This window comes from Sphingopyxis sp., assembly GCF_050725615.1.
In the GTDB taxonomy this organism is placed as follows: Bacteria; Pseudomonadota; Alphaproteobacteria; order Sphingomonadales; family Sphingomonadaceae; genus Sphingopyxis.
This window is the reverse complement of record NZ_JBOHHU010000036.1, coordinates 17,940-36,901: the sequence shown is the minus strand read 5'-3', so window position 1 is coordinate 36,901 and position 18,962 is coordinate 17,940. Positions and strand designations below refer to the sequence as shown.

Sequence of the window (18,962 nt, the reverse complement as noted above, 5' to 3'; positions counted from 1 at the left end):
GATAGGCGCCCTTCGACAGGCTCAGGGCTTCGGTTTGAATTTGACAATCAGCTTACACCTCGGCCCCGATTAACCCTCCCTATACCCTGCCCCTGTTAGGCTCGCGGGCATGACGCGGGCGATCATCAGTTTCGACACCGAATTGTCGGCCGGCCTCTATCAACGGGGCGCCGACGCGCGCGCCAATTTTGCGAGCTCGATCCTCGGCCGCTGTCGCGACGGCGATTATGGCATTCACTTCCAGATGGACATGCTCGAACGCCATGGCCTGACCGGGGTCTATTTCGTCGATCCGATGCCCGCGCTCGTCTACGGCCCCGACATCATCGACGCGATCGTCCAGCCGATCGTCGCGCGCGGGCACGAGGTGCAACTGCATATCCACACCGAATGGCTCGCCTTCGCGCGCTTCAATCCGGTCGGGCGGCTGACCGGCCGCAACATCGGCGACTTTCCGCTGGGCGCGCAGAAAAAACTGATCGGTCTGGCCCGCGATATCCTGATCGGGGCGGGCGCGCCCAGGCCGACCGCCTTTCGCGCCGGCAATTTCGGCGCCAACGACGACACGCTGCGCGCGCTCGCGTCGCTGGGGTTCCGCTTCGACAGCAGCTTCAACGGCGCATATCGCGAGCAGGGCTGCACCATCTCGCTCGACCCCGACAATCTCGCGATCCGCGCGCATGAGGGGGTGTGCGAGGTTCCGGTCAGCGGATTGATGGACCGCGTCGGCCGCTTCCGCCCCGCCCAGCTCTGCGCGATGTCCGAGGAGGAGATGCGCGATGCGCTGGGTCACAGCACGGCCAGCGGCGCGACCCAATTCTCGGCCTTCAGCCATAGTTTCGAGCTTTTGAGCCGCGACCGTGCGGTCCCCAACGGCCTCGCCATCGCGCGCATGGAGGCGCTGTGCCGCGCCGTCGCCGACGACGCGCGCGTCACCAGTGGCGGCTTCGCGACGCTGCCCGCGCCGCCGGCCCGCCCGCACCCGATCCGCGTCGCCGCCCCCAAACCGCTGCGCACGCTGCGCCGCATCGTCGAGCAGGGGCTGGGCTATCTCGTGCACGAAGTCCGCTATGTCCGCGACCTCATCACCATGACGATCAATTCGTCGCGCTGGGGCAAGGCCGCCAGCGGCGTGCTGCTGGTGCTCGCCTAACCCGGTTCGGCCTGGCCATGGCCAAGCGCCAGATAATCGTCCGACTGCATTTCCGCGAGCCGGCTCGCCGTCCGCTCGAACTCGAACGCCCCGTCGCCCGCCACGTAAAGCGCGTCGGGCATCGCCGCCGCGCTCGCCAGCAATTTGACCTTATATTCGTAGAGCGCGTCGATCAGCGTCACGAAGCGCGCCGCCTCGTTGCGGTTCTCGGGCCCCATGCGCGGGATGCCGACGATGATGACGGTGTGGAACTGCCGCGCCACCGCCAGATAGTCGGCCGCGCCGCGCGCCTCGCCGCACAGCCGCTTGAACGAGAAGACCGCAACGCCCTTCAGCGCCTTGGGCACATGCAGGATACGCCCGCCGCCGAGGTCGAGATCGAGCGTCGGCACATGCGCGCGATCCTCGGGCGGATAATCGGTCAGGCGGAAAAAGGCCGCTGACAGCGCCGCGCTCGCCGCCTCATCCGCCGGCACGAACCAGCGCGCGCCGTCGCCGAGCCGGTCGCGGCGATAATCGGTCGGGCCGTTCAGCCCCATCACATCGAGCCGCTCGCCGATCAGCGCGATGAAGGGCAGGAAATGCTCGCGGTTCAGCCCGTCCTTGTAGAGGTCCTGGGGCGGCCGGTTCGACGTCGCGACGATCGTTACCCCGCTGGTGATCAACGCGGTGAACAGCCGCGACATGATCATCGCGTCGGCGCTGTTGTTCACCACCATCTCGTCGAACGCGATGCACCGCGCCTGCTCCTTCAGCGCGGCGGCGACCGGCGGGATCGGGTCGCCCTGCGCCTTGTCGCGCTCGACGCGCAGGCGGGCATGGATATCCTGCATGAACTCGTGGAAATGGACGCGGCGCTTCCGCTCGATCGCCAGATTGTCGTAGAACAGATCCATCAGCATCGACTTGCCGCGCCCGACCCCGCCCCACATATAGATGCCGCGCGGCGCCTCGGGCTTGCGCCCCGCCAGCCGCCAGAGCAGGCTGCCCTTCGGCGGCACCGCTTCCAGTTCCTCCTGCAAGCGGCCCAGGCGTTCGGCGGCCGCGCGCTGCTCGGGATCAGGTTGCAGCTCGCCCCCCGCGACCAGCGCGTCATAGGCCGCCAGAACGCCGCCGCTCATCGGCTCGCCTTGCGGATCGTGCCGGCAAAGCTCATCACGATATGCGCGTCGCCTTCGCCCTGCACCACCAGCCCGCGCAGGAAGATCAACCGCCCGGTTTCGCGCACCAGCTCGACCACGGCGTCGAGCGGCTCGCCGAGCCGGCCCGCACCGACGAACTGCGTCGACAGGTCGAGCGTCACCGAATGGCCCGCGTCGAGCGAGCCGAACTGGTGCGAGGCGGCGAACAGCGCGATATCGACGAGCGCGAGGCTGACCCCGCCATGGACATTGTCGCCCAGATTGCTGTGCTTGCGCTCGGGGACCATCCGCACCCGCGCGCGAGGACGACCGTCGGGCGTGTCGGGTTCGATCCGCACCGACAAGGGTTCGATAAAGGCGTTGAAGCGGCTGGCGTCCTTGAGGTTCCAGCTCAGCCAACCGTCGCCCTCATCCTCGGCGCTGAAGCTATAGCGTCGCGGTTCCTCGATCCCGTCGTTCATGCCCTGCAATATCCGTCCAATTTTCCCGAGCGTATCAGCTCGCCATAATAGTCGGCCATCGCCTTCGCGCGCTTGTCGCCCATGAGGAACGCCTTCGCGCCGGTCAGCCAGCCCGCCGAGCAGGTCTCAAGCGCGCCGGACCCGCGTGCGCAAGCGATAAAATCGCCAAAGGCGGCTTTCCATGCACCGAACTCGGCCATCGTCAGTATCGGGCCATGGCCCGGCACGACCTGCTCGGCGCCCGAGGCCGCGACGGCATCGAGCGCCGTGAGCCAGCCCTCGGGGCAGGCGGTGTCCAGAAAGGGCGCCGGCATGGTGACGAGGTCGCCGACGATCGCGCGCTTCTCGGCGGCGTCATAAATCCACAGATCGCTCTCGGTCACCGCGTGGTTCGCGACACGCAACGATAACGGTCGCCCCGCGATCAGCAGGTCGCCCCCTTCCCGGACGATCACATCGGGCCGCAGTTCGGCCCCGCGCGCGATGGTCGCGAGGTCGCCTTCGACATCGGGGACGGCGCTCGCCGGGATCGCGCCTTCGGCCAAATCCTTGCGCGATGCTTCGGCGCTCGCCGCCAGAAAGCCCGTCAGCGCGCGGTCGATCGCCGAGGTCCCATAGACTTTGATGCCGGGATAAGCCGCCTTCAGCGCCGGATTGCCGCTGACATGATCGAGGTGCCAGTGCGTGTTGAAGATCGCGACGGGCGCCATGTTGATCCCGCGCAGCCCCTGCAGGATCGCGGTCCAATGTTCCGGATGGCGCCCGGTGTCGATCACCAGCGCGCCTTCGGTGCCATAGAGGATCAGGCTGTTGCCGTCAGGCGAACGACCCGGCTCGAAGCTGCCGCCGATCAGGAAGGTCGCCCCGCCGATGGCATGCGCATAGGGGCGCGGCATCGCCAGCTCGCGGACCGGGGGGTGGACGGCGCAGCCGGCAAGCGCCAGCGCGAGCAGCGCCGGCAGCCAGCGCTGCATCAGACCTGCCGCTCGGCTTCCAGCTTCTTGATTTCGGCGATCGCGCGCGCCGGGCTCAGCCCCTTGGGGCAGGCGTTCGAGCAGTTCATAATCGTGTGGCAGCGATAGAGGCGGAAGGGATCTTCCAGCTCGTCGAGCCGTTCACCGGTCATCTCGTCGCGGCTGTCGGCGAGCCAACGATAGGCCTGGAGCAGGATCGCGGGACCGAGGAATTTGTCGCTGTTCCACCAATAGCTGGGGCAGCTCGTCGAGCAGCAGGCGCACAGGATGCACTCATAGAGGCCGTCGAGCTTTTCGCGCTCTTCGGGCGACTGCAGCCGTTCCTTGCCGCTCGGCGTCGTCGTCTTGGTCTTCAGCCAGGGTTCGATCGAATTATATTGCGCATAGAAATGGGTGAAGTCGGGGACGAGGTCCTTGATCACTTCCATATGCGGCAGCGGGGTGATCTTGATGTCGCCCTTCAGATCCTCGATCGCGGTGGTGCAGGCGAGGCCGTTCTTGCCGTTCATGTTCATCGAACAGCTGCCGCAAATACCCTCGCGGCATGACCGGCGGAAGGTCAGCGACGCATCCTGCTCGCTCTTCATCTTGATCAGCGCGTCGAGCACCATCGGGCCGCATTTGTCGAGGTCGATCTCGAAATTGTCGAAATGCGGATTCTCGCCCTTGTCGGGATCGTAGCGATAGACCTTGAACTTCCGGACCTTGGTCGCGCCTTCGGCCTTGTGGGTTTCGCCGCCCTTTTGGATGCGGCTGTTCTTCGGAAGGCGAAATTCGGCCATGTCGCTGGCTCCCCTGATGCAGTCGGGGTCGGACTAGACCCGAATGATAGAGTCGACAAGGGGTGACGCGCGTTAGAATGGGTGAAAAAGCCCCTCCCCTTCAGGGGAGGAGTTGGGGTGGGGTCTCGCGGCACAGCGCAAGGCCGATAGACCCCACCCGCTGCGACTAAGCCAGCAAGCTGGCAAGTCTCGCTGCCCTCCCCTGAAGGGTAGGGATGAAATGCTTTCTTCGGACGCTGCAACCCTCTAGGGGCGCGAACAATGAGCGAAGAGACCGCCCAACCCGCCGTCACCAGCCGCAGCGTCGCGAAAGGGCTCGGCACGACCGTGCTCGCGCGCTTGGGCGCGGTGGTCGAGATCGTCGCGCAGCCGCTCTATGTGCTGATGTTCGGGCTCGCGGGTTACGGCCTCTATGCCGTGCTGTGGGCGACGATCAACCTGCTCGAAAATCTCTTCGACCTCGGCATGACGAGCGCGATGCAGCGCACCGTGCCGCAATCGGCGAGCGATGCCGACGCCGCCGCGGCCTTGCGCACCGCGATGGTCTTCGGGGTCGGACCGTGCCTGATCGTCGCGGCGCTGATCGCTTTCTTCGCCGCCGATCTCGCGCCCTTCCTCAACGTCGCCGCCAAGGACCGGCCGCTCGTCGTGCCCGCGATCCAGCTCTTCGTCTGGGCGCTGCCACTGTGGGCCTTCGTCGAGATCGCGACCAGCGCGATGCGCGCGCGCATGGTGTTCGGCGCCGAGATTCGCCTGCGCATCGTGTGGGAACAGATCATGCGGCTGGTGTTCGCCGGGCTGTTCTTTGCCGGCGGGCTCGGGCTCAAGGGCCTGTTCATCGCGCACCTCTGCTCGCTGGCGATCACCGCGATCCTCTGCGTGCGGCTGCTGCGGCGCTATTATGTTTTCGGCGAACTGCTGCACGGCGGGCGCGGCGGCGAGACCGCGAAGAACACCTTCTGGGCCGGGCTCTCGATCCTGCCCTCGAACGTCATCGCGCGGCTGTTCGGCGACGCGCCCGCGCTGATCCTCAACCTGATCCTGCCCGGCGCGGCGGGCGCGAGTGCATCGGCGCTGTTCACCATCGCACGCAAGCTGTCGAGCGTGGTCCAGCTCGTCCGCATCGCCTTTGTCTATGTGATGGCGCCGCTCGCCGCCAGCGCCGAGCGCGAGGACCGCGCGCAGGTCACCGGCATCTATGCCTATGCGACGCGGCTGATCATGGCGATCGCCCTCCCCCTGGCAGCGGTCCTCGCGGCGGGGAGCGCGCCCTTGCTCAGCCTGTTCGGGCATGACGCCAGGGTCGCGCAGGCGGCGGTCATCATCCTGCTCTTCGCGCGCGCGGCCGAGGCGGTGCTCGGCATCTCGCTGCCGGTGCTGCAGGTCGTCGCCGCCTTCCGCCACCAGCTCACCGCGAGCCTCGTCGGCGTCATCGTCGCGGTCGGCGCGGGCTGGCTGATCGTCGGCCATATGGACGCGCTCACCGGGGTGACGCTCGCGATGTCGATCGGGCTTGTCGTGATGGGCGGCATCCCGATGCTGCAACTCGCCCTGAACGAGAAACTGCATCCCTTCGATCATCAATTTCCCGGCGTCGCGCTGCGCGGTATCGGCATCACCCTCGTCGCCGGCGGCGCGGCGCTGCTCGCCGGTCGCCTGCCCGATGCCATCGCGCTGCCGCTGATCGTCCTGCTCGCGGTGGCGGCGATCTGGCTGTCGCTGCGCTTCGCCCTGCCCCATGCCGACCGCGCCTCGCTCGGCAAGACGGCACGCAAGCTGCGGCTGGTCTGAAACATTCGGTCTTATTTTAGCCGCAAAAATCGCTAGAGACGTGCCACCTCATAATGACGCCGCCTGTGCGCGGCCAACCGGCGGACCCAAATGTACCAGCAAGAACTCGCCCGCAGCGGCAAGCGCCTCTTCTTCATTCGCGGCACCTATATCTACATCACCATCGCCATCTCGGTGCTGATCGCCTGGTGCAGCAAGGATTGGGGTCCGTTCCAGACCGCGTTCGGCGACTGCGCCTGGTTCTGGGTCTCGCTCGCCGTCGCCAGCACCGGCGCGATCGTGCGGATCTTCACCAGCGGCTGGGCCGCGCTCGGCACCTCGGGCCGCGCCAAGGTCGCCGCCGAAGCGAGCGAACTCAACACCACCGGACCTTACAGCTTGGTGCGCAACCCGCTCTATGTCGGCCGCATCCTCAATTTCACCGGCATCGCGATGCTGTCGGGAAGCTGGGTGTTCGGCGCGATCGTCTTCCTGCTCGCGGTCCTCGTTTACGAGCGCATCTCGATCTATGAGGAAGAATATCTGCGCGAAAAATTCGGCGCGGCGCATGCCGAATGGGCGAAGGACGTCCCGGCGCTGTTCCCGCGTTTCCATGGCTGGGTGAAACCCAAATATCCCTTCTGGTGGAAGCGGATGATCTGGCGCGAACAGAATAAGCTGTTCCTGCTCGCGACCACGGTCTTCCTGACCTGGTTCGCGCGCCTCGACTTCAACTTCGACGCGCTGACGCCCGCACAGTGGAACTGGGTCTATGCCTTCGGCGCGCTCGTCGTCGTCCGCTTCATCATCGGCGGGCTCAAGATGATCGGCTTCTTCAAGGAACTGAGCTGATTCCATGGGGAGCGACCTCGCTCCCCTGATCGCAGTCGTCGGCAGCGACGGGTCGGGTAAATCGACCCTGTCGGCCGACCTGCTCGCGCACATCCAGAAGACGCGCGCGGCGGAGAGCGGCTATCTCGGCCTCGGCTCGGGCGAGCAGGGGCGGCGCATCGGGCGCTGGCCGATCATCGGCCCGCCGCTGCACCGCTTCCTCGACGGCATCGCCGACCGCCTGCGCGAACCGGACGAGCCGATCCCCGCATATCTCGCCGCGCGCTATGCGCTGAACAAATCGAAGAAGCGCCGCGCCAAGTTTGACGCGCTGCTCGAACAACGCCGCGCGGGCAAGGTGATCGTCACCGACCGCTATCCGCAAATCGAGGTCCCCGGCCTTCACGACGGCCCGATCCTCGCCGGGCGCGCCACCAGCGCGCGCCTCGCCGCGATGCAGGCCGAGGAACGCGCGCTCTATGCCGAGATGGCGGCGTATCATCCGTCATTGGTCATCCGCCTGCACGTCGACGTCGACACGGTGATGGCGCGCAAGCCCGACCATGACCGCGCCCTCATCACCCGCAAAGTCGAGACGGTGCCGCTCCTCGCCTTCAACGGCGCGCCGATCGTCGATATCGACGCGACGATTCCCTATGAGGAAGAACTGGCGCTGGCGACGGCGGCGGTGGATCGGGCGCTGGCTGGGGCCTGAAACCTCCCTCCCGCGTTTGTGTCGAGCGAAGTCGAGACACGAATGGATTAGGGGGCGGTCCTGTCCGCCATGATCGCCTCGATCAGCACGATATCGACGGGCTTGTCGGCATCGATACACGCCTCGGGCGCGCTCATCGGCACCACCGTCGCGTTCAGCCCGAAGCGCAGCCCCGCGCGCGCCACCCCCTGCTGGATCGTGAACAGCCGCAGCAGCGCGCCGATCAGCAACCACGGGCCGAACGCCGCGATGATCTTCAGCCCCTTTTTCCGGTCGCGTTCGATCCGCCCCCAGAAATCGAGCAAGGGCAACACCCGCCGCCCGCGCAGCCGGAACATATTCGCCCCCGACCACCAGCCGCCCCGGAACTTCAGCCAGGTCCGCTGCGATTGCGGATAGCGCGCGAGCAGCACATCGCGCTCGACCATCGCCACCGCGACGTCGCTGTCCTCGGCGCCGCCCAGAAACTCGGCGATCATCGCCGGCGTCAGCAGCACATTGTCGGCGGTCGTCACCAGCAGCGGATCATCGCCCGGCGGCAATGCGGCCGCCAGCGAGCTGCTGATCCCCTGCCCCGAATCCGAAAAATGCAGGTCGGCCAACCCCGCCAGCCCCGGCTCGGCGGCCAGCTCGGCGCTGTTCTGCGCCAGGATCGTGATCGGCCCGACCAGCGGCGACGCGCGCAGCGCCGTCACGACATGCACCAGCATCGGTCGCCCCGCGATCGGCAGCAGCGCCTTGGTCGACACCCCGGTGCCGCTGAGCAGCGGGTCGGGACCGGACCGGCTGCCCGCCATCACAATCGCCGGTATCATCGTGGTCATGGTACGGCCGTGACCCGCTTCGCGGTCGCACCGCGCAGGAAATCGGTCGTCTCGTCGAGGATCGGCCCCTTGTAGGACAGCGGCCCGGTCAGCGCCATGACCAGGTCGTTGTGGCTGAGCCCGTCATAGGTCCGAAGCTCCACCGCTCCGCCGATTTTCTCCATCGCCGCCGCCAGATGCTGGCTGTTGCGCACCCGCACCACGGTATCGGCGGTGCCATGCCCCAGCCACAAGGGCGGCGCGTCGGCGCGCACGAAGTGGATCGGCTGGGTGCGCTCGGCGGGACGGATATCGCCCATCGCGACATCGGCGCGGCCACCCTTCTCGAAGGGGAGGAAATCATAGGGGCCCGCCAGCGCCGCAACACCGCGAATATGCGACGCATCGCTGCCCGCCGCCTTCAGCCATTGCGGGTCGAGCGCGAGCATCACCGCATTATAGGCCCCCGCCGAATGGCCTGACAGCGCGATGCGCCCCGGATCGCCGCCATAGTCGCCGATATGCTTTTCGGTCCAGGCCACCGCTGCCGCGCTGTCCTCCAGGAAATCGGGCCAATGCCCCTCGGGCACGATCCGGTAATCGAGGATGACGACGATGAAGCCCTGCTTGGCAAAGGCGCGCCCGGCAAAACCATAATCGTCGCGCTGCCCGCTGTACCAGCCGCCGCCATAGAGCCAGACGAGCACCGGCTGGCGATCGCTCTTCTTCGTCCCCGTCGGCACCCAGATGTTGAGCTTGTTGCGCGGCCCCGCACCATAGGGCTGCCCTGCCACCTGCAAGGTCGCGCCGTCGCTGTCGCCGAGCAACCGGTCGCCGAGGTTGAGCGATTTCGCCCCGCCGCCGACGATCAGCTTCGTGCCCCCGCCGAACAGCAGCACCAGCAACCCCATGACTATCAGGATCTTGATCAACCGCCGCTGTCCCTTGACTGGCTTTTCCGACATAGGCCCCACTCTCTTACCCGCGCCCTACAAGTGCGCGCGCCGTCGAACAAGCGCGAGCATCGCCGCGACCTTTTGGGCGTTCGTGCGTAGGTGGGGCAATGACCAACGCCTTCACCCGCCCCGCCCTGATCTGCAACAACCAGAGCGGCAGCTTCGACCCCGCGATCCTCCAGGCGATCGATGCCGCGTGCCGCACAGGCGGCGCCCCGCTGGTCGCGACCATCGCGCTGCCCGCCGCGTCGCTCCCCGATGCGGCGATGCTGCGCGCCCGGGATATCGACCTGTTGCTCGTGTGGACCGGCGACGGGACGATCAACGCCGCCGCAGCGCGGGTCGATGGATGGCATGGCGCCGTCCTGCCGCTCCCCGGCGGGACGCTGAACCTGCTTTCCAAGCAATTGCACGGCGACCGGCCCGCGCCCGATATCGTTGCCGATGCCCTCGTCGGAAAGGGTCGGCGAAGCCCGATTCCCAGCATCCGCTCGGCCGCCAGCCAGGCCTTTATCACGGTTGTGGCGGGCCCCGCGACGCGGTGGGCCGAGGTCCGCGAGACGATGCGGCAGGACGGCGTGATCGAGGCGAGCCGCGCCGCGCCCGAAGCGCTCGACCAGATGTTGAACGCCCCCGGCGTCCGGGTTGCGGGATATGAAAACAGCTATTCGGCCATCATCCTGACCCCGACCGGGAACGGCATCCGCGCCGACGGCATCCTGACCGACGGAACCGCCGACGTGCTGCGCCACGGCCTCGCCTGGCTCGGCGGCGACTTTCGCGACGGTCCGAGCGAGGAAATCGCGACCGCCAACACGATCATCCTCGAGAGCGAGCGCGTCATCAGCCTCGAATATGACGGCGAACTGGCCGAGACACCGTCCCCTGCGCGCTTTTCGATCGCCGCCAGCGCCGTCGACTTTCTTGCGACCGCATGACCCGCCTGTTTCATATCAGCGACCTGCATTTCGGGCTCGAGGACCCGGCCGCGCTCGCCTGGTTCGCGCATATCGTGAAGTCCGAACAGCCCGACGCGGTGCTGATTACCGGCGACCTGACGATGCGCGCGCGGGCGCAGGAATTTGCCGCCGCGTGCGACTGGATCGAAAGCCTCGCGGTGCCGGTGACGGTCGAGGTCGGCAACCACGACCTGCCCTATTTCAATCCCGTCGCGCGCTTCTTCTACCCCTATCGCCGCATTCGCCGCATCGAGCGGCTGGTCGAGCGCGAACTCGATCTGGAGGGCGTCGCGGTCGTCCCGCTCAAGACCACCGCGCGCGCGCAGTGGCGGTTCGACTGGTCGAAGGGCTGGGTAACGCGCCACGCGCTCGACAAGACGATGGCGGCGATCGACGCCCTGCCACGCGGCACCACCATCTTCGTCACCGCGCATCATCCGCTCGTCGAGGCGGGCACGCGCGGCCGCGCGCTGACCCGCGGCGGCGAAATGGCGCTCCGCGCACTCGCCTCGCGCGGGGTGGCGGCGGTGCTCACCGGCCATGTCCATGACGCGTTCGATCTGACCAAGGAAACGCGCGACGGCCCGATCCGCATGATCGGCGCCGGCACTTTGTCTCGGCGCGTCCGCTCGACCCCGCCGAGCTTCAACGAGATCCGGCTGAACGCCGGCGACATCATGGTGCGGGTCCGCAATATCGGGGCGATTCCGACCCCCGACATGCAAATCCCTTCGATACCGCCCGACGCCCTGCCGCCGCGCGATCCCGCCGAGCCCGTCGCCCCGGTCGGCGCGGTGCCCCCGGTCGATCCCCCCGTGCATTGACGCTGCATTGACGCGCCGCGTCATCCCGTTAGGTTGCAACAAAAAACGGGATGAGGATGAGCGATGCTGACCAAGGGCGATGATTTTCCGCTGCACCAGACGTGCGAACCGGTGGCCTTCGCGGGCACCGACCGCAATTTCTACGACCGCTATTTCTTCAACGGGTACAGCCCCGACGGATCGGTGTTTTTCGCGGGCGCGATGGGCTTTTATCCGCAGCTCGGCATCGTCGATGCGGCCTTCTGCGTGCTCGTCGACGGAGTGCAGCACAATTTGCGCGCCAGCCGCCGGTCGACCGGCGAGCGGCTCGACCTCGGCGTCGGCCCGATCGCGATTTCTATCGACGCGCCGCTCGAACGGGTGACGCTCAGCATCGCGCCGAACGACGGCCCGCTCGCCGCCGAGATCACTTTCGCCGGCCGCCATTTCCCGATCGAGGAGCCGCGCTTCACCCGCCGCAACGGCACCCGCCTGTTCATGGATTATACGCGAATGACGCAAAATGGCCGCTGGGCGGGATGGCTGTCGGTCGATGGGCAGCGCATCGACGTCGGTGCAGGCTGGACCGGGACTCGCGACCGCAGCTGGGGCATCCGCCCGGTCGGCGCCGCCGAACCGCAACCGCCGCCGCAGGGCAATTTCAACCAGTTCTTCTGGCTGTGGACCCCGTGCAATTTCGACCATGCCTCGCTGTTCTTCCACAGCAACGACGATGGCGAAGGCACGCCCTGGAATCGCCGCGCGGTGATCGTCGGCGACGCCGGGGAAAATGGGGGCGGCGAGACGCATTTCGACGCCGCCGCCTTCGCGCTCGACTGGCAGGCGGGCAGCCGCCGCATCGCCGCGCAGCGCACCGAACTCGGCGGCGGGCGATCGCTGACCCTCTCTCCCACCGGCCCGGTCTTCGCGATGAGCGGGCTCGGCTACACCCATCCCGTCTGGGGTCATGGGTTCGACCATGGCCCCGACCTCGCGGTCGCGCACGACAGCATGGCGGAGGCCGAGCGGGGCTGGGGCAACCCCCTCGCCATGCATATCCAGGCGCTGGTCACCGCCGACCTGGTCGACGGCGCCACGACGCATCGCGGTATCGGCGTCCTCGAACAGCTTTTCGTCGGCCCGCACGTCCCGACCGGCCTCACCGGCCTGCTCGACCCCGCGCGATGAGCTTCCCCACCTCGCCTGAAGCGATCACTCCGCTGTTCCTCAGCGCCCTCGTCGGCGATCGCGGCAAGCTTCGCGGCTTTTCCACGACCAGGGTCGGCACCGGCCAGATGTGCGACAGCTATCGCCTGACGCTCGACTGGGAGGAGGGCGCCGAGGGTCCCGCGACCGTCATCGCCAAATGCCCGAGCCACGACGAGGCGAGCCGCAACATCGCCAAGCTCACCGGCACCTATGTCAAGGAGGTCAGCTGGTATCGCTATCTCGCCGAGGCGAGCGGGGTGCCCGCGCCGCGCTGCTATTTCTACGATATCGCCGACGACGAGGTCGAATTTCTGCTCATCCTCTCCGACCTCGCCCCCGCGACGCAGGGCGACCAGCTCGCGGGCCGCGACCTGGCCGGCCTCCTCCCATGCATCGACGCGGCCGCCAAACTCCACGCCCATCTGTGGAACGACGTCCGGCTCGCACATATGTCGTGGATCGCGCGCGACAATGGCGACCTGATCCGCGCGATGTTCCCGCAACTCTATCTCGGCTTTCGCGAGCGCTACGCGCAGCGGCTGTCACCCGAAGTCCTCGATATCGGCGCGGGGATCGTCGAAAAGCTCGACGCCTACCTCACCCGCGAACCGGCGGCGCGGGCGCTCGTGCACGGCGACCTCCGGATCGACAATATCCTTTTCGCCCCCGACGGCGACGCCTGCTGGCTCGTCGACTGGCAGACGCTGGGGCGCGGCAGCGGCGCCGCCGACCTCGCCTATCTGATCGGCACCAGCATCGCCGACCCCGTCGAACGCGCCGCCGCAGACCGCCCCGCCTTCGACCATTGGATCGCGGCGCTGAGGGCCGAAGGCGTCGACCCCGATGCCGAGGCGCTATGGACCGATTATCGCCTCGGCGCGCTCAGCGGCTATTTCATGGCGGTCTTCGCCTCGATGAGCGTCGAGCGTACGACACGCGGCGACGAAATGTTCGCGGTGATGGCGGAAAGGCCTGCCAGGCAGGCGCTGGCGCTCGGCAGCCTCGACCTGCTTTAGCTCGCCGCCGCGATCCCGACGAACGCCGCCAGCCCGACCACCGACGCGACCGCTGCGCCGCGCCGCATGTTCGGGACGCGCAGCGCCACGACAAGCCCCGACGTCACGAGGAAAAACAGCCCGAGCGCCAGCACGGCCGCATAGATTTTGAACGGCGTGCCGCCCTTCGCCTTGTGGAGCTGGACAAAGAAGCGGTGCCAGCCGGTTTCCTTGACGATCAGCTTGGCGCTGGTCGCATTCTCGCCGGGTTCGAGCGTCACGTCGCGGCGCGAGCCGCTCCAGTCGAGCTGGAAGCTGTCGCCGGCGGGCTTCACCGTCGCATTGCCGGTCGGCGGCGTAATGTCGCGCATCGCGAGCTCCTGGACGACGATCGCCTGCAACGCGGCCTTGTCGTCGCGGAGCGGCGCCGACAGCGCGATCACATGGTCGGTCGTGACATAGTCGCCCTTCGCACCCCAGGTGTAGAGCGCGCCGGTCAGCAGATAGAGCAGGATGGCGGGAAAGAGGAATGCGGCGACCAGCATATGCCAGCGGACCAATAGTCTGTGCATGCGATGCTCCTGAACGATGAGGCGCTTTTCGGCCATAGTCGCCGCGCCTTGTCAACGCGGGCGGGCGCACGAAAAAGGGCGGCCCGTTGCCGGACCGCCCTCCTCTTCTCCACCCGTCGGTGGAAAAAGCTCTTAGCGCTTCGAGAACTGGAAGCTGCGGCGGGCCTTCGCCTTGCCGTACTTCTTACGCTCGACCGTGCGGCTGTCGCGGGTCAGGAAGCCGGCCGTCTTGACCGTGCCACGCAGCGCGGGCTCGAAACGGCTCAGCGCCTGGGCGATGCCGTGCAGCACGGCGCCCGCCTGGCCCGACAAGCCGCCGCCCTTGACGGTGGCGACAATGTCATAGCTGCCGACGCGGTCGGCGAGGCCGAAGGGCTGGTTGATGACGAGGCGCAGCGTCGGACGTGCGAAATACACTTCCTGGTCGCGGCCGTTGATCGTGATCTTGCCGGTGCCGGGCTTCAGCCACACGCGGGCGACGGCGTCCTTGCGGCGGCCGGTCGCATAGGCGCGGCCCTGCGCGTCGACCTTCTTCTCGCGAAGCGGCATCGTGCTGACGGGAGCGACAGTGCCTTCAACGGCGCCGCCGAGATCCTTGAGATCGGTCATGGTCTGTTCGTCGGCCATTATGCACCCACCTTGTTCTTGCGGTTCATCGACGCGACGTCGATCACTTCGGGGTTCTGCCCGGCGTGCGGATGGTCGGTGCCGGCGAAGATGCGCAGGTTGCGCATCTGCTGACGGCCGAGCGGGCCGCGCGGGATCATGCGTTCGATCGCCTTTTCGAGCACGCGCTCGGGGAAGCGGCCTTCGAGGATCTTCTCGGGGCTGGTTTCCTTGATGCCGCCGGCATAGCCGGTGTGCTTGTAATAGCGCTTGTCGGCCATCTTCTTGCCGGTGAACGCCACCTTTTCGGCGTTGATGACGATGACATTGTCACCGCAATCGACGTGCGGGGTGAACGACGGCTTGTGCTTGCCGCGCAGGATATTGGCGATGATCGATGCGACGCGGCCCACAACCAGGCCGTCGGCGTCGATCAGCACCCATTTCTTTTCGACCGTGCCGGCATTGGCCGAAGCGGTCGTCTTGGTCAGCGCCTTCATCATGGCGACCTCCTTAAGACATGGACGAGAGCGGGAAGACCCGCCCGAAACAAACCGCGCCGCAAGGTCCATAACGGACGCCGCAGCGCTTCGAAGCGGGCCAATGACGATAATGGCGCGGAAAGTCAAGCAAGCAGCGGCTTTGCTGACGGGTAAAATAATACCTCTATCCCGGATCCCCTGCTGAGAGCGCGCGAATCCGTTCCTCGACGAGGGTCCGCGCCTCGCTGTCGGGTTCGGCGATCCAGCTCTGCCGCTGCTCGCGCACGACCAGCCCGGTGGTCGTATCGATCGTCCACAGCCTGTCGACATCGAGCCCCGCCGCCGGCTTGCCCCCGGTCGCGACCGCGCCCATCTCCACCTTCGCGATGCTGAGCCGGGTTCCGTCATGCTCGATCGAAACCGAGGCCTCGCCGCCGGTCGTCGGGATTTCGACATTGGCGGGTACGATCAGCGCCCGGATGTCTGCCGTGACCAGCCTGTCGCGCTCCGCCTCGGGCAGCGTTCCGAGCAGCGCCGCCACCTGCTGCGCCTCGGGCGCCCTGGCCCCCGCCGCCAGCGCCTGCGTGCGCCCGGCCACCCGCGCCCACAGAGCGTCGGGATCGGCGAGCGTTACGCTGCGGCCTTCGGCATCGACAAGGTAGGTGACGGTTTCGCCGACCAGCGGCTCGACCAGCCCGGTCAGCGCCCGCACCAGTTCGGGACGCGCATCGGATTCGATCCGCCGCAGCACGGCGTCGAGGCGATAACCGCGCCCCGCCCGCTGCCATTCGAGCGTATAGACCAGCGAGAAGCTGATCAGGGCGCCGCTGCGCCCGATCCGCCGCGTCGTGACGCGATAGGTCATTGGCTGCCCGAGCGGCGGCGCGAACTGCAGGGCGGTGATCGCCGCCGTCGCTGGCGGCGGCGCGGTCGCGGCTGCGGGGGCGGCGAGGAAGAGCATCGCCCCCGCCCAGACGCCCGCCGCGATCATGCAGCGGCGCGGCCCAGCCGATGCAGTCCGGTGGCGGCGGTCGCGACCAATATCGCGCCGGTCACCTGGTGCAGCACCGCGATCCACAGCGACACGCCGGTCAGCACGGTCAGGATGCCCAGCGTCATCTGCGCCGCGACCACCGCGACCAGCATCGTCGCCACGCCCGTCGCGCCGCGCCGCGCCAGGGTGCGCGCCAGCCAGAGCAAGGCCAGCGCGGCGACCCATGACCACCAGCGGTGGAGGAAATGCAGCAGGAAGGGATCGTTGGTCAGCGCCATCCACACGCCGTCCGACCAGTCGATCCCCTCGGGCACGAAATGATCGTTCATCGCGGGCCAGCTGTTCGCCACCTGCCCGGCGTTGAGCCCCGCGACCCAGGCGCCGAGCAGCAACTGGACGAACAGGATGGCGATCACGCCGACCGCTGCACCGGTCAGCCGGGCCGGCCTGGCGGCGGGGTCGCGCGCCAGCGCCGACAGGTCGCGCGCCGTCCACACCAGCCCCGCGAGCAGGAACAAGGCCGTGAGCAAATGCGTCGCGAGCCGGAAATGGCTGACGTCGGTGCGATATTCGAGCCCCGAGGCGACCATCCACCAGCCGATCGCGCCCTGCAATCCGACCAGCGAGGTCAGCGCAAACAGCCGCCAGCCATAGCCGGCCGGAATCGCGCGCCGAAAGGCGAACCACGCCAGCGGCACCAGCATCGCGCCGCCGACCAGCCGCCCGAGGATGCGGTGGAGCCATTCCCAAAAGAAGATCGCCTTGAATGCCGACAGCGACATGCCGACATTGATTTCCTTATACTCGGGGATCTGCTGATATTTGTGGAACTCTTCCTGCCAGCCCGCCTCGTTCAGCGGCGGCAGCACGCCCGACACCGGCTTCCATTCGGTGATCGACAGCCCCGATTCGGTCAGCCGGGTGATCCCGCCGACCGCGACGACAAAGATGACCAGCAATGCGACGGCCCAGAGCCAGCGCGCGAGCGCCGCGGGTCGGGGTCGGGAAGCGGAGGTCGAAACAGGGGTCTGCGCCATCGCCGCCCTATCGTCGCTCGCCCGACGTTAGGCAAGGGCCGCCGAACGATGGCGCGACCGAAAATCATGGTCGCGGCGTCCCCGGCTTGATAAGCGACGGCGATGCGCTGGCCGCTCCTGTTCATCGCCGCCGTTGCCGGCGCGCTCTCGCCGCTGGCCGGCGCCACCGCAAAAGCGGCGGATATCGCCGACCTCGCGCGGCAGGAAGCGCGGCTTGCCGTTGCGGGATGGCGGCTGACCACGGGCAGCGTGCGTTGGTGCCCGGTCGCCGAGCCGCAACCCGGCTGGATACTCGGCGATCCGCGACGCTTCGATGCGCGCGAACGCGCCGCCGCGCAGCAAGTCTATGGAACGCAGGGCGAAGCCCCTTTCGTCGCCGCCGTCGCGCCGGGTTCACCGGCCGATCGCGCCGGACTCGCCCGGGGAACCGAAATCGCGGCGATCGAGGGGCAGCCCATCCCGACGCTCGGCCCGGAGCCGACGATCCGCATCGATGCGGCCATCGTGATGCTCGCCGCACTCGAACCCGCGGCGCCGGTCGCCGTCACCGACACCGCGAACCGCACCTACCGCCTGGACGCCGCCCCCGGCTGCGCGAGCGCCTTCCGCATCGAGCGCGAGGGCGTCCAGGCGGCCGCAAACGGCAAGCTGGTGCGGCTCAGGCTCAGCCTCGCGCAGTCGATCACCGATGATGCCGAACTGGCTGCGGTGGTCGCGCACGAGCTGGCGCATAATATCTTGCTTCATCCCGCGCGGCTCGCCGACGACCGGTCGATCGACCGGATCCGCGCGACCGAACTCGAGGCCGATCGGCTGTCGGTGTGGCTGCTCGCCGACGCCGGCTATGATCCTTTCGCAGCGGTTCGCTTCTGGCAGCGGCACAAAAGGCCGTTGATCCGTGCGCCAACCCATCCGCCGACCCGCGAACGCATCGCCGCCATCACCGCCGAAATCGCCACCATGACCGCCGCTCGCGCCGCCAACCCTGCGGCCACGCCCTTGGAATTGGGCGGCGCGTTCCTATTTTGAGCGCATCCCCGCCTCTCCCGAAAAGGACCGTTGCCATGACCCAGGAAACCGCCATTTTTGCCGGAGGCTGCTTCTGGTGCACCGAAGCGGTGTTCCAGGGCCTTGCCGGCGTCGACAAGGTCGAGAGCGGTTATATCGGCGGCCATGTCGCGGAGCCCACCTACAAGCAGGTCTGCGGCGGCGACACCGGTCATGCCGAGGCGATCCGCATCACCTTCGATCCCGCCGTCCTGTCCTATGGCGACCTGCTCGACGTCCATTTCGCGACCCATGACCCGACGACGCTCAACCGCCAGGGCAATGACATCGGTACCCAGTATCGCAGCGCGCTCTTCCCGCTCGACGCGGCGCAGGGCGAGGCTGCGCGCGCCGGCATCGCGCGCGCGCAGGGCGACCAGTCGGCGCCGATCGTCACCACGGTCGAACCGCCCGCGACCTGGTATCCGGCCGAGGATTATCATCAGAATTATTGGGACAGCGAGGGACAGCGCAATCCTTATTGCATGGCGGTGATCCCGCCCAAGCTCGCCAAGCTGCGCAAGGGCTTCGCCGACCGGCTGCGCACCGGCTAGGCGGCGCAACCCGCGCCACAGGTGTTGCAAAATGGCCGCATGACGTCACTTCGCATTGACTTGTTGGCCTTTTCGGCTAGCGGACGCCGTCACATTCGGGCAGCTTGGCTCGGCGCG

Annotated in this window: 21 protein-coding genes; 10 read left to right on the top strand and 11 right to left on the bottom strand. The window is 67.5% G+C overall.

Annotated features, from left to right (window positions below):
• The first annotated feature begins 109 nt into the window (after positions 1 to 109).
• Positions 110 to 1,153, top strand: a complete 1,044-nt coding sequence (locus tag ACREB7_RS10475) for a polysaccharide deacetylase family protein (RefSeq protein WP_431592216.1) — start codon at positions 110 to 112, stop codon at positions 1,151 to 1,153.
• On the opposite strand, the gene zapE is transcribed toward ACREB7_RS10475, so the two are convergent.
• Genes zapE through ACREB7_RS10455 form a run of 4 tightly spaced genes read right to left on the bottom strand, consistent with a single transcriptional unit; the run spans position 1,150 to position 4,512 of the window.
• Positions 1,150 to 2,274, bottom strand: coding sequence for a cell division protein ZapE (gene zapE / locus ACREB7_RS10470; RefSeq protein WP_431592215.1), 1,125 nt, complete (start codon positions 2,272 to 2,274; stop codon positions 1,150 to 1,152). The genes ACREB7_RS10475 and zapE overlap by 4 nt on opposite strands.
• On the bottom strand, positions 2,271 to 2,756 hold the full coding sequence (locus ACREB7_RS10465; RefSeq protein ID WP_431592214.1) for a PaaI family thioesterase: 486 nt from the start codon (positions 2,754 to 2,756) through the stop codon (positions 2,271 to 2,273). The genes zapE and ACREB7_RS10465 overlap by 4 nt, the downstream gene beginning before the upstream one ends.
• Complete coding sequence (locus ACREB7_RS10460) at positions 2,753 to 3,730, bottom strand: MBL fold metallo-hydrolase (RefSeq protein ID WP_431592213.1); 978 nt, start codon at positions 3,728 to 3,730, stop codon at positions 2,753 to 2,755. Before ACREB7_RS10460 ends, ACREB7_RS10465 begins: the two co-directional genes overlap by 4 nt.
• On the bottom strand, positions 3,730 to 4,512 hold the full coding sequence (locus tag ACREB7_RS10455; protein ID WP_431592212.1) for a succinate dehydrogenase iron-sulfur subunit: 783 nt from the start codon (positions 4,510 to 4,512) through the stop codon (positions 3,730 to 3,732). The genes ACREB7_RS10460 and ACREB7_RS10455 overlap by 1 nt, the downstream gene beginning before the upstream one ends.
• 261 nt (positions 4,513 to 4,773) lie before the next feature.
• Here ACREB7_RS10455 and ACREB7_RS10450 point away from each other — a divergent pair, with 261 nt between their 5' ends.
• From ACREB7_RS10450 to ACREB7_RS10440, 3 genes are all read left to right on the top strand, one after another.
• A complete protein-coding gene (locus ACREB7_RS10450; RefSeq protein ID WP_431592211.1) occupies positions 4,774 to 6,303 on the top strand; it encodes a lipopolysaccharide biosynthesis protein in 1,530 nt (509 codons plus the stop codon).
• Between the two features lie 90 nt (positions 6,304 to 6,393).
• A complete protein-coding gene (locus ACREB7_RS10445; protein WP_431592210.1) occupies positions 6,394 to 7,134 on the top strand; it encodes a methyltransferase family protein in 741 nt (246 codons plus the stop codon).
• 4 nt (positions 7,135 to 7,138) lie between these two features.
• Positions 7,139 to 7,828: a nucleoside triphosphate hydrolase gene (locus ACREB7_RS10440; protein ID WP_431592209.1), complete on the top strand. Its 690-nt coding sequence runs from the start codon at positions 7,139 to 7,141 to the stop codon at positions 7,826 to 7,828.
• 47 nt (positions 7,829 to 7,875) lie between these two features.
• Here ACREB7_RS10440 and ACREB7_RS10435 read toward each other — a convergent pair whose 3' ends face one another.
• Together ACREB7_RS10435 and ACREB7_RS10430 are read right to left on the bottom strand one after the other, a co-directional pair.
• Entirely contained in the window at positions 7,876 to 8,652 is a 777-nt protein-coding gene (locus tag ACREB7_RS10435) for a nucleotidyltransferase family protein (protein ID WP_431592208.1), read from the bottom strand.
• Entirely contained in the window at positions 8,649 to 9,596 is a 948-nt protein-coding gene (locus tag ACREB7_RS10430; protein WP_431592207.1) for an alpha/beta hydrolase, read from the bottom strand. The genes ACREB7_RS10435 and ACREB7_RS10430 overlap by 4 nt, the downstream gene beginning before the upstream one ends.
• 98 nt (positions 9,597 to 9,694) lie before the next feature.
• Here ACREB7_RS10430 and ACREB7_RS10425 point away from each other — a divergent pair, with 98 nt between their 5' ends.
• The 4 genes from ACREB7_RS10425 (at position 9,695) to ACREB7_RS10410 (ending at position 13,574) form a co-directional block, all read left to right on the top strand.
• Positions 9,695 to 10,525 carry a diacylglycerol/lipid kinase family protein gene (locus tag ACREB7_RS10425; RefSeq protein WP_431592206.1) on the top strand — a complete coding sequence of 277 codons (831 nt, stop codon included), beginning with the start codon at positions 9,695 to 9,697 and terminating at the stop codon, positions 10,523 to 10,525.
• Positions 10,522 to 11,370, top strand: a complete 849-nt coding sequence (locus ACREB7_RS10420; RefSeq protein ID WP_431592205.1) for a metallophosphoesterase family protein — start codon at positions 10,522 to 10,524, stop codon at positions 11,368 to 11,370. Before ACREB7_RS10425 ends, ACREB7_RS10420 begins: the two co-directional genes overlap by 4 nt.
• A gap of 63 nt (positions 11,371 to 11,433) precedes the next feature.
• Positions 11,434 to 12,537, top strand: a complete 1,104-nt coding sequence (locus ACREB7_RS10415; RefSeq protein WP_431592204.1) for a hypothetical protein — start codon at positions 11,434 to 11,436, stop codon at positions 12,535 to 12,537.
• Positions 12,534 to 13,574, top strand: a complete 1,041-nt coding sequence (locus ACREB7_RS10410; RefSeq protein WP_431592203.1) for a phosphotransferase — start codon at positions 12,534 to 12,536, stop codon at positions 13,572 to 13,574. The genes ACREB7_RS10415 and ACREB7_RS10410 overlap by 4 nt, the downstream gene beginning before the upstream one ends.
• Here the strand turns inward: ACREB7_RS10410 and ACREB7_RS10405 are convergent.
• From ACREB7_RS10405 to ACREB7_RS10385, 5 genes are all read right to left on the bottom strand, one after another.
• Complete coding sequence (locus tag ACREB7_RS10405; RefSeq protein ID WP_431592202.1) at positions 13,571 to 14,125, bottom strand: PepSY domain-containing protein; 555 nt, start codon at positions 14,123 to 14,125, stop codon at positions 13,571 to 13,573. The genes ACREB7_RS10410 and ACREB7_RS10405 overlap by 4 nt on opposite strands.
• 132 nt (positions 14,126 to 14,257) lie before the next feature.
• Positions 14,258 to 14,752 (bottom strand): 30S ribosomal protein S9, encoded by a 495-nt coding sequence (gene rpsI, locus ACREB7_RS10400; protein WP_431592201.1) that lies wholly within the window; start codon positions 14,750 to 14,752, stop codon positions 14,258 to 14,260.
• On the bottom strand, positions 14,752 to 15,231 hold the full coding sequence (gene rplM / locus ACREB7_RS10395) for a 50S ribosomal protein L13 (RefSeq protein ID WP_431592217.1): 480 nt from the start codon (positions 15,229 to 15,231) through the stop codon (positions 14,752 to 14,754). Before rplM ends, rpsI begins: the two co-directional genes overlap by 1 nt.
• Positions 15,232 to 15,397: 166 nt before the next feature.
• On the bottom strand, positions 15,398 to 16,204 hold the full coding sequence (locus ACREB7_RS10390; protein ID WP_431592200.1) for a hypothetical protein: 807 nt from the start codon (positions 16,202 to 16,204) through the stop codon (positions 15,398 to 15,400).
• On the bottom strand, positions 16,201 to 17,244 hold the full coding sequence (locus ACREB7_RS10385) for a COX15/CtaA family protein (RefSeq protein WP_431592199.1): 1,044 nt from the start codon (positions 17,242 to 17,244) through the stop codon (positions 16,201 to 16,203). Before ACREB7_RS10385 ends, ACREB7_RS10390 begins: the two co-directional genes overlap by 4 nt.
• A gap of 102 nt (positions 17,245 to 17,346) precedes the next feature.
• On the opposite strand from ACREB7_RS10385, the gene ACREB7_RS10380 reads away from it, so the two are divergent.
• Together ACREB7_RS10380 and msrA are read left to right on the top strand one after the other, a co-directional pair.
• Positions 17,347 to 18,273, top strand: a complete 927-nt coding sequence (locus ACREB7_RS10380) for a M48 family metalloprotease (RefSeq protein WP_431592198.1) — start codon at positions 17,347 to 17,349, stop codon at positions 18,271 to 18,273.
• Positions 18,274 to 18,308: 35 nt separating this feature from the next.
• Positions 18,309 to 18,845: a peptide-methionine (S)-S-oxide reductase MsrA gene (msrA, locus tag ACREB7_RS10375; protein ID WP_431592197.1), complete on the top strand. Its 537-nt coding sequence runs from the start codon at positions 18,309 to 18,311 to the stop codon at positions 18,843 to 18,845.
• The last annotated feature ends 117 nt before the right edge of the window (positions 18,846 to 18,962 follow it).

What these genes read in the sequence shown, in the direction of transcription:
- ACREB7_RS10475 (WP_431592216.1), top strand. Translation starts at nt 110, where the DNA reads ATGACGCGGGCGATCATCAGTTTCGACACCGAATTGTCGGCCGGCCTC.
- zapE (WP_431592215.1), bottom strand. Translation starts at nt 2,274, where the DNA reads ATGAGCGGCGGCGTTCTGGCGGCCTATGACGCGCTGGTCGCGGGGGGC.
- ACREB7_RS10465 (WP_431592214.1), bottom strand. Translation starts at nt 2,756, where the DNA reads ATGAACGACGGGATCGAGGAACCGCGACGCTATAGCTTCAGCGCCGAG.
- ACREB7_RS10460 (WP_431592213.1), bottom strand. Translation starts at nt 3,730, where the DNA reads ATGCAGCGCTGGCTGCCGGCGCTGCTCGCGCTGGCGCTTGCCGGCTGC.
- ACREB7_RS10455 (WP_431592212.1), bottom strand. Translation starts at nt 4,512, where the DNA reads ATGGCCGAATTTCGCCTTCCGAAGAACAGCCGCATCCAAAAGGGCGGC.
- ACREB7_RS10450 (WP_431592211.1), top strand. Translation starts at nt 4,774, where the DNA reads ATGAGCGAAGAGACCGCCCAACCCGCCGTCACCAGCCGCAGCGTCGCG.
- ACREB7_RS10445 (WP_431592210.1), top strand. Translation starts at nt 6,394, where the DNA reads ATGTACCAGCAAGAACTCGCCCGCAGCGGCAAGCGCCTCTTCTTCATT.
- ACREB7_RS10440 (WP_431592209.1), top strand. Translation starts at nt 7,139, where the DNA reads ATGGGGAGCGACCTCGCTCCCCTGATCGCAGTCGTCGGCAGCGACGGG.
- ACREB7_RS10435 (WP_431592208.1), bottom strand. Translation starts at nt 8,652, where the DNA reads ATGACCACGATGATACCGGCGATTGTGATGGCGGGCAGCCGGTCCGGT.
- ACREB7_RS10430 (WP_431592207.1), bottom strand. Translation starts at nt 9,596, where the DNA reads ATGTCGGAAAAGCCAGTCAAGGGACAGCGGCGGTTGATCAAGATCCTG.
- ACREB7_RS10425 (WP_431592206.1), top strand. Translation starts at nt 9,695, where the DNA reads ATGACCAACGCCTTCACCCGCCCCGCCCTGATCTGCAACAACCAGAGC.
- ACREB7_RS10420 (WP_431592205.1), top strand. Translation starts at nt 10,522, where the DNA reads ATGACCCGCCTGTTTCATATCAGCGACCTGCATTTCGGGCTCGAGGAC.
- ACREB7_RS10415 (WP_431592204.1), top strand. Translation starts at nt 11,434, where the DNA reads ATGCTGACCAAGGGCGATGATTTTCCGCTGCACCAGACGTGCGAACCG.
- ACREB7_RS10410 (WP_431592203.1), top strand. Translation starts at nt 12,534, where the DNA reads ATGAGCTTCCCCACCTCGCCTGAAGCGATCACTCCGCTGTTCCTCAGC.
- ACREB7_RS10405 (WP_431592202.1), bottom strand. Translation starts at nt 14,125, where the DNA reads ATGCACAGACTATTGGTCCGCTGGCATATGCTGGTCGCCGCATTCCTC.
- rpsI (WP_431592201.1), bottom strand. Translation starts at nt 14,752, where the DNA reads ATGGCCGACGAACAGACCATGACCGATCTCAAGGATCTCGGCGGCGCC.
- rplM (WP_431592217.1), bottom strand. Translation starts at nt 15,231, where the DNA reads ATGAAGGCGCTGACCAAGACGACCGCTTCGGCCAATGCCGGCACGGTC.
- ACREB7_RS10390 (WP_431592200.1), bottom strand. Translation starts at nt 16,204, where the DNA reads ATGATCGCGGCGGGCGTCTGGGCGGGGGCGATGCTCTTCCTCGCCGCC.
- ACREB7_RS10385 (WP_431592199.1), bottom strand. Translation starts at nt 17,244, where the DNA reads ATGGCGCAGACCCCTGTTTCGACCTCCGCTTCCCGACCCCGACCCGCG.
- ACREB7_RS10380 (WP_431592198.1), top strand. Translation starts at nt 17,347, where the DNA reads ATGCGCTGGCCGCTCCTGTTCATCGCCGCCGTTGCCGGCGCGCTCTCG.
- msrA (WP_431592197.1), top strand. Translation starts at nt 18,309, where the DNA reads ATGACCCAGGAAACCGCCATTTTTGCCGGAGGCTGCTTCTGGTGCACC.